The 7,189-nt window shown below is 61.1% G+C and carries 8 protein-coding genes and 1 pseudogene; 3 read left to right on the top strand and 6 right to left on the bottom strand.

The genetic code is table 11. The features are described from left to right. Window positions 1-500 precede the first annotated feature (500 nt). The 6 genes from BGIM_RS0115765 to BGIM_RS0115785 form a co-directional block, all read right to left on the bottom strand. Window positions 501-881, bottom strand: a complete 381-nt coding sequence (locus tag BGIM_RS0115765) for a hypothetical protein (protein WP_020470719.1) — start codon at window positions 879-881, stop codon at window positions 501-503. A 75-nt stretch (window positions 882-956) separates the two neighbouring features. Continuing rightward, a complete protein-coding gene (locus BGIM_RS62935) occupies window positions 957-1,343 on the bottom strand; it encodes a hypothetical protein (protein WP_157369035.1) in 387 nt (128 codons plus the stop codon). Window positions 1,344-1,543: 200 nt separating this feature from the next. After that, on the bottom strand, window positions 1,544-2,482 hold the full coding sequence (ispH, locus tag BGIM_RS0115770; RefSeq protein ID WP_020470720.1) for a 4-hydroxy-3-methylbut-2-enyl diphosphate reductase: 939 nt from the start codon (window positions 2,480-2,482) through the stop codon (window positions 1,544-1,546). Between the two features lie 137 nt (window positions 2,483-2,619). Then, the gene (locus tag BGIM_RS0115775) at window positions 2,620-2,946 is read right to left on the bottom strand and encodes a DUF6370 family protein (RefSeq protein ID WP_020470721.1); all 327 of its coding nucleotides are present in this window, start codon (window positions 2,944-2,946) and stop codon (window positions 2,620-2,622) included. Between the two features lie 187 nt (window positions 2,947-3,133). Next, on the bottom strand, window positions 3,134-3,499 hold the full coding sequence (locus BGIM_RS0115780; protein ID WP_020470722.1) for a hypothetical protein: 366 nt from the start codon (window positions 3,497-3,499) through the stop codon (window positions 3,134-3,136). Between the two features lie 20 nt (window positions 3,500-3,519). Next, window positions 3,520-4,818, bottom strand: a complete 1,299-nt coding sequence (locus tag BGIM_RS0115785; RefSeq protein WP_020470723.1) for a DUF1015 domain-containing protein — start codon at window positions 4,816-4,818, stop codon at window positions 3,520-3,522. Window positions 4,819-4,905: 87 nt separating this feature from the next. Here BGIM_RS0115785 and BGIM_RS0115790 point away from each other — a divergent pair, with 87 nt between their 5' ends. The 3 genes and pseudogenes from BGIM_RS0115790 to BGIM_RS50595 form a co-directional block, all read left to right on the top strand. Next, window positions 4,906-5,616 carry a YggS family pyridoxal phosphate-dependent enzyme gene (locus BGIM_RS0115790; protein ID WP_040889261.1) on the top strand — a complete coding sequence of 237 codons (711 nt, stop codon included), beginning with the start codon at window positions 4,906-4,908 and terminating at the stop codon, window positions 5,614-5,616. Next, a complete protein-coding gene (locus tag BGIM_RS0115795) occupies window positions 5,609-5,929 on the top strand; it encodes a hypothetical protein (protein WP_020470725.1) in 321 nt (106 codons plus the stop codon). The genes BGIM_RS0115790 and BGIM_RS0115795 overlap by 8 nt, the downstream gene beginning before the upstream one ends. 187 nt (window positions 5,930-6,116) lie before the next feature. Then, window positions 6,117-7,189 (top strand): annotated as a pseudogene (locus tag BGIM_RS50595) (hypothetical protein); the annotation flags it as partial.

The following is a 7,189-nucleotide window of genomic DNA, read 5'->3' on the forward strand; positions in this document are numbered from 1 at the left end:
ATCCGGTCCCGCACCAGAGCCAGCGGCGGCCGTTGGCGAAGGCCCTTGCGGCCGAGAAACCGGCTGATCTGGGCGCGATGACGCGGCTCCGAGGCCACCGACCCCGAGGCTTGCGAGGCGCTCATGCGCCCCCAATGCAAACAAAACGCCGCCACTCAACGAATCACCAGGCCGAGCGCCCGGGGACTCAGGCCGGCCGGACGAAGAAACTGTTTGATTCCGGGGAGTCCTTCTTGCACAATCATGACCGAGACTCCTTCCGGTTGGTGATCACCCGGCCTCACGGCCCAACCGATCCGGCCGGGGGAGTCTCGTTTTTCTATCCCGGCCCACTCTCCTCAGCAAAAAGCGCAACTTCAAAACGCGCCAGCGAGGGTACGGTGATCTCCTGTGGTTCAGCGACTTCCCGACGGGCGAACGACTCAAATTCAATGGTCCGGCACCTCAATACCTTCGTCCCTTTCAAACGCTCCACAAAGTCAGGTTCGCTGCGGCATGCACTAATACGGTGAGACGATCGCGTCTCGCTCAATCGCCGCTTCCACTTCGGGAAATGAATCGAGTTCGGCCACGCCGTGCTCCACACCCGATTCCAGCAATTTGAACACCGACTGCTCCAATCCGGCATCATACCCCTTGGCCGCCTGCCACTCGCGCGAGAACCGGGCGTACCAATAGTACCTGCTCCAAAATTGCTCGTCGTTTGTCAGCTTCAACTTGGCGGCCAATTCGGGGCAATCGGTCAAGACAACATAGTTTCGCAATGAACGTCCGGCTGTCGGATGGGTTAGCATTGGAGTCCAGTATCCAGTCAGTGGCGGTTCACCATCCACAAGCCGGGCGGCCAAAGGGCTGAGGTCGTCGTCTGAAGCAAGTCGCATCACCACGCCCTCCGCTCGCCGAACGACGAAACTCACCTGCACCGGCCGCTCAGGGAGTAATGAGGTCCAGAAAGCCTACAAGCGGCCGGTGTCTGGTTCGGCGTCTGGTTCGGCGTCAGGTGCGCCACTCCGACCCGCGACGGACTCGGCACGCGGCAGACGCGCCCAGTCCGCCGGCGGTGAGTCGGGGGCGTCCGGGTAGTGCGCCGACCACCAGTCGTAGAAGCAGTGGAGGCACACACCCATCGGGTCCGGGATAGCAGACGCCGGACCACAGGACGGCATCCTCGGGGCATCGGCGCACGTCGGGCAGGCACACCACCGGAACTTCTTGCGCGGGCCATACAGCACGCCCGCAAACGTGTGGCCGCCGTCGATGGCCGCCGAGACGTGTCGGCAGCACGTCACCCAACCCCCGTAGCAACCGGGGTAGTCGTGCTTCGGGCGCACAAGCATACCCATCGGTGCGTCCTCCTTCGCTGAACGGTGATTAGGCCAACTCCGTCGGATCTCGTTTCACAACTTGGAGACCAGCTCATTGGAATCGCTGTCGAGCGATTTTTTCGCAACGGTCAAACATCCCTCAACGCAGCCGCTGGCTCATCGCCTGTCAGACAACAACTTGGCCGTTGGCCTGTTCGAGCAACACCCATACGGCTGCATTACTTCAACACCGGCAACGATCGCAATTCCCTCGGCAGGGGGAAACTCACATGCTCTTCTCGCACGACGCGGCTTTCCACGGTGGCGTTGAAGCGGGTCTTCAAGTACTCAACGCACTCCTGCACGTTTTCCTCCGGGGCGCTGGCGCCGGCGGTAATCATGACGGTGTCGTCCGGTTGGAACCATTCGTCCCGGATTTCGGCGGCCGTGTCGATCAGGCGGGCGGCCTTGCCCCGGTGGAGGGCGATTTCCTCCAGCCGCTTGCTGTTGGAACTGTTCTGGCTTCCCAACACCAGCACCACGCGGGCTTCCACGGAGAGTTCCCGCACGGCCTCCTGGCGGTTTTGGGTCGCGTAGCAAATGTCCGACTTGGCCGGGCTGACGATTTGCGGATACTTCACCCGCAATGCTTTGATGATGCCTTCCGTCTCGTAAACGCTCAGGGTGGTTTGCGTCAGAAAAGCGATCTTGGCATCTGCCGGGATGGTCAGGGCGGCCACGTCTTCTTCGTCCTCGACGAGAACCATCGCGTGCGGCACTTCGCCGATGGTGCCGATCACTTCGTCATGGCCTTCGTGGCCGATCAGCACGATGGTGTATCCGTCTTTGGCGTACTTGATCGCCTCCATGTGAACCTTGGTGACGAGCGGACACGTCGCGTCGATGGCCCGGAGATTGCGGCTCGCGGAAGCCTCGCGGATGGCCGGGGAAACCCCGTGCGCGCTGTACATCACGGTGCCCCCGTTCGGCACCTCGTCGATGCCGTCCACGAAGACCACGCCGCGCGACCGGAATTTCTCGACGACCGGCCGGTTGTGGACAATCTCGTGATAAACGTACAACGGCGTGCCGAACGCGGTGATCGCGGTTTCCAAGGCTTCGATGGCCATGTTCACCCCGGCGCAAAAGCCGCGGGGATTCGCCAGTATCACGTGCATGTCATTTCTCCCGGAAAGACAACCGCCAACGCCCGCCAAAACTCACCCATGAAACGAAGGAAACACAACCCCCGGCCGACGGTTGCCCGTCCGACGAAAGCTGTGTTTCCGCGATGGCCGCGAACGACCCACTTAACTTACTTCTTGAGTTCGACCTTGGACACGGTGACGGTCAGCTTGTCGCCGTCCTTGCCGGTGACGCCCGTGACGGTGCCTTCTTTGCCCTTGCCGCAAACCGGCTTGTGGTTGGCTTCGTGGCCCTTTTCATCGAACCAGTAAACCTTTTCGCCGACCTTGATGACGGTGGCGCAATCTTCCTGGCCCTTGATCTTCAGGCCGCACTTGGCGCAGGTCACCGTGCCGACAAGCTTTTCTTCCTTCTTGTCGTCGGCGGACACGGTCGAAGCAACGGTCATGCCCAGCACGCCAAAACCCAACACAAATGCGGTCAGCATTCGCAACATCTGAGGAACCTCCACTTGACAATAATTTTACACCCGGCCGACCAACGTAGTCGTCCGGCACCTGATAGTCGGCAAGGGAAACTATACCCGCGTGTCTTGCGGGAAGCAACGAAGATTCCGGCAAGGCACGAACTTGAGAGTTGAATCGACGGCTCGCATACATACGGCGTTTGCCCGGAGGAGGCGATCAACGGCCGTCGTCATACGGGAGTTTGGAGAATGTCCGAAAGAACGTCCAACCCCAAGTCACTAGCACCAAAGGGCTTGCGATGGTTGACACCAGCAACGCGGGCAGCAAACTCACGAGGATCTTGCGCCGCATGCAGCGAGGACACCGCACGTAGGTTTCGGAATACTTGGTCGCGAAGAAGATCAGGAAGATGATGATGTCGAGCGTATACGGCCGGACATATCGCGAGGGGCGAAGGCAACTCGGGCACTCATACTCTTCGTAAATCTCCGGCCGGGGCTGCCAGACCGGCAACCCGGCAAAAGAATCGGCCGGAGGCTTGGCCTTGTCGGAGTCCGGCTGTTGCTCGCTGTTCTCCGACATGATCCGATCCTCTTCCGATATCAATGCGTCTTCAACGAGTTGAACACCAGCCCCGTGAGAATCTTCGGGTAGAAGTAAGTGGACTTCGGCGGCATCTTCTCGCGTTGCCCGGCGATGCGTTCCACATGGCCCATCGTGGCGGGGGGCACCAAGGCGGCGAGGTCGCAGCTTCCGGCCTTGATGGCGTCTTCCACTTCACTCAACAAATGCACGTATTTGCACGCCGGGGTGCCGCCGACCTTGGCCGGGATCAGTTTGTTCAGGGCGGCGACGTGCAGAATGCTCACGCCGAGTTCCTGCCAGTCTTCGGAATGGTCCTTCGCCAGTTCGGCCATCAGTTCCGGGTTCTGGAAGCGAGCCGTCACCCAAGTGTTGTCGGCCTTGGTGTGGAAGGCGAGCAGCGATTGGGAACCGTCCATCTCGATGGCTTCCCAGGCCTCGGTTCCGTTGGCCACTTTCGTGATCTCGAAGTGCGGTTCGAGGGCGGCCTTGAGTTGTTCCGAGGTCAGGCCGGGGAAACCGCTGACCAACCGGTGCGTCGGCAGGATGATGAGGCCCGGATCGCCCATCGAAACGAGCATCATCATGCAGAAATTGGCCGGGGCGTCGTCTCCGGAGACCATGCCGTTGGCGAGGGCTTCGTCCCGGTATTTGAGGCCGGTTTCATAGCGGTGGTGACCGTCGGCGATGAACACCGGCTTCTCGGCCATGCCGCTGACGACGGAGCCGATCAGGTGTTCGTCCGTGATCGTCCACAACCGGGTGATGACGCCGAGATGATCCTTCGCCTCCGTCGGCAATTGCTTGTACAGCAGCGATTCGATGCGATTGAACACATCGTTGGTGTCATCCGGGTAGAGGCCGAACACCGGGCTGATGTTCATGTTGGTGGCCCGGTAGAGTTTCAGCCGGTCTTCCTTCGGGCCGGACATCGTTTCCTCATGCGGGAAGATGCGGCCGGTGCCGAAGGGTTCCAGCAGCACGCGGGCCATGAAGCCGCGTCGCTTGTGCGTTTTGCCTTCGACGGTGAATTCCTGCTCAAGCACATAGAGCGTGCGCAGCGTGTCTTGCCGGAGGGCGTGGTCGTTCTGCCAGCCGCTGAGGGTTTGCGAAGCCCGCGTGTAGCGGTTGTTTAACGGCGTGTCGCCCGGTTCCTCTTTGGTGAGTTCGAGCCGGATGGCGTTGTACGGGCTGGCGTCGTAAAGTTTTTGCTGAAGGGCGGCATCCACCACATCGTAAGGGGGGGCCACCAAATCGGTCAAAGCTCCGGCCCGGCCGAGATCATACCGAAAACCACGAAACGCCCGAATATCCGCCATGATGAACCCTTTGGATGGAAAACGTCGCCGGGTGTGCCCGGAAATCGAAACGCTTATCTTACGGATGCCCCGCCGGATGGAATCACGATGACCGACGATGATTTGAAGAAGACCCTCGCCGACCGCCTGACGACCGTCGAAGCCCGCCTTCTGGCCGCCTGCCAGCGGGCGAGCCGACCCCGCGAGAGTGTGACCTTGATTGCCGTCACCAAAACCGTGTCCCCCCGCGTGGCTGGGTTATTGCCGGGACTGGGCGTGTTCGACCTCGGCGAGAGTCGCCCACAGGAGCTTCGCCGCAAGGCCGCTGCAATCCCGGACCAAATTCGCTGGCACATGATCGGCCATCTTCAGCGGAACAAAGTGGAAGAAGTGTTGCCGTTGGCGCAATTGACCCACAGTGTCGATTCCCCCCGGTTGCTCGAAACGGTGGCGGCCGCCGGGAAGAAATTGAATGTTCGCCCGCGAATTCTCCTGCAAGTCAACGCCAGCCGGGAAGATCAAAAACACGGTTTTACGTTTGAAGAATTGCCGATGCTTCGGGATGCGATTCTTGCCTTTCCGGGAGAAGTCGCCGGTCTGATGGGGATGGCCGCGTATGCGGACGATCCGGAGGCCGCCCGACCCGCCTTCCGCGAACTGCGTGAACTGCGCGATCAGCTTCAATTATCTTGGGGCCGTGAACTCCCCGAACTCTCGATGGGCATGTCGGGCGACTTCGAGGTGGCTGTCGAAGAGGGAAGCACGATGGTCCGCATCGGTTCCACGCTGTTCGAGGGATTGGAGGAATCAGATGGATGACGTCATTGCCGAGCAACGGTTGCGGGTGCGATACCCGGACGGAGAACTGGCGCCGGTCGTCCTTCGGATCGGCGTTCCGAAGCCGCATCCCGCCGGGGATCATATATGCTCGGTGCAAGCCGAGGGCTTGCGCATCTGGCAGGGGCCAAAGGCTCTCTACGGGGTCGGCACGTTTCACGCCTTGATGATCGGCATCCGGTTTCTGCAAAAAGTACTCGCCATCGAAGTCGAACGCGGGGCTGTCCTGTACGACGAGGAAAGCGACGAGCGAGTTGACATCGCGGACTTGTTTGTGCTGGACAAGAACGAATGATCCGGTCGTTCGGCGGATTTGCTCAAGATCGGGCATGCTTACTCAGACTTGAATATTTCCCCTTGCATTTTTGGAACTTCACAGGTATCGCCCCCTTCACGTTGTGACAAGATTTTTGTCGGCCGCCGGCCGCGCCATCGGGGGATGTTGCGCGGGATATTGGCGGCTGATCGTGAGGGGGATTCCAATGGGCTTCGGCACAATCGCATTGCTCGGCTTGCTTGCCACGCCCGGCCAGGTTCCGGCGGACGTAACCCCGTGGAACTCGCCGAGCATGAAAATTCCAATCGAATACCACCCCAGCAAGAAGGGTGATATTCGGGACTTGCTCTTGTATGTCTCCGCCGACCAAGGGGTGAGCTGGCAGCAGCAGGCCGTGGCCGCGCCGGACAAGGACACGAACTTCAACTTCACCGCCCCGGCCGACGGCGTCTACTGGTTCTGCATGGTCGTTGTGGACAAGTCCGGAAAGCGCGACCCGGTTGATGTTTACAAGGCCCCGTCCGGCCAGATCTTCAAGGCTCTCTTCGACACCAAGCGGCCGGTGGTGACCATCACCTCGGCCACGCGTAACGGCGATGATGTGTTCGTCTCGTGGAAGATCATCGAGAAAAACCCGGACTGGTCGAAGTTCAAGCTGGAATACAGCGTCGCGGGAACTTCCTGGACGCCGATTTCCACCCGGCCGGAGGCCGACGGATCGGCCCAATTCCGCGTCGGCGGCCCCGGCGCCGTGATGGTGCGACTGTCCGTCACGGACTACGGCGGGCTGGCCGGGGAAGGGACCAAGGACGTTCCCCCCCTGCCGGCAAATGTCGCCGCCAAACCAGCGGCGCCGACGGACTTGGTTCCCGCCGCCGGAACAGGCGACCTGCCGCATCCTTCCCAATTGATGGTTGGCGCCCCCGACCGGGCGAAGGACCTCGTCCACACGCCGCCTGACAAGAACAACGGACAGGACACGCCCCCCGCTCCGGGCATCGTCTCGCCGACCGGGCCGTCGCCGATGTTGACCACCCCTCTGGCCGCGCCCGGCGCCGATCCGCTGGCGCTGGCCTCCAAGACCGATTCGCTGACCGTGCCGCCGGCCGCCGTGAATGTCAACCTGCCGCCGGCTCAGGTGATTAACGTGACGAGCTTCAAAATGGCTTATGAAGTGGAAGAACGCGGCGCCTCGGGCGTCGGCAAGGCCGAACTGTGGCTGACGCGGGACGAAGGCCGGACGTGGCGGCAATGGCAGACCTACGAAAAGCCGGAAAC

It is taken from the genome of Zavarzinella formosa DSM 19928 (assembly GCF_000255705.1).
In the GTDB taxonomy this organism is placed as follows: Bacteria; Planctomycetota; Planctomycetia; order Gemmatales; family Gemmataceae; genus Zavarzinella; species Zavarzinella formosa.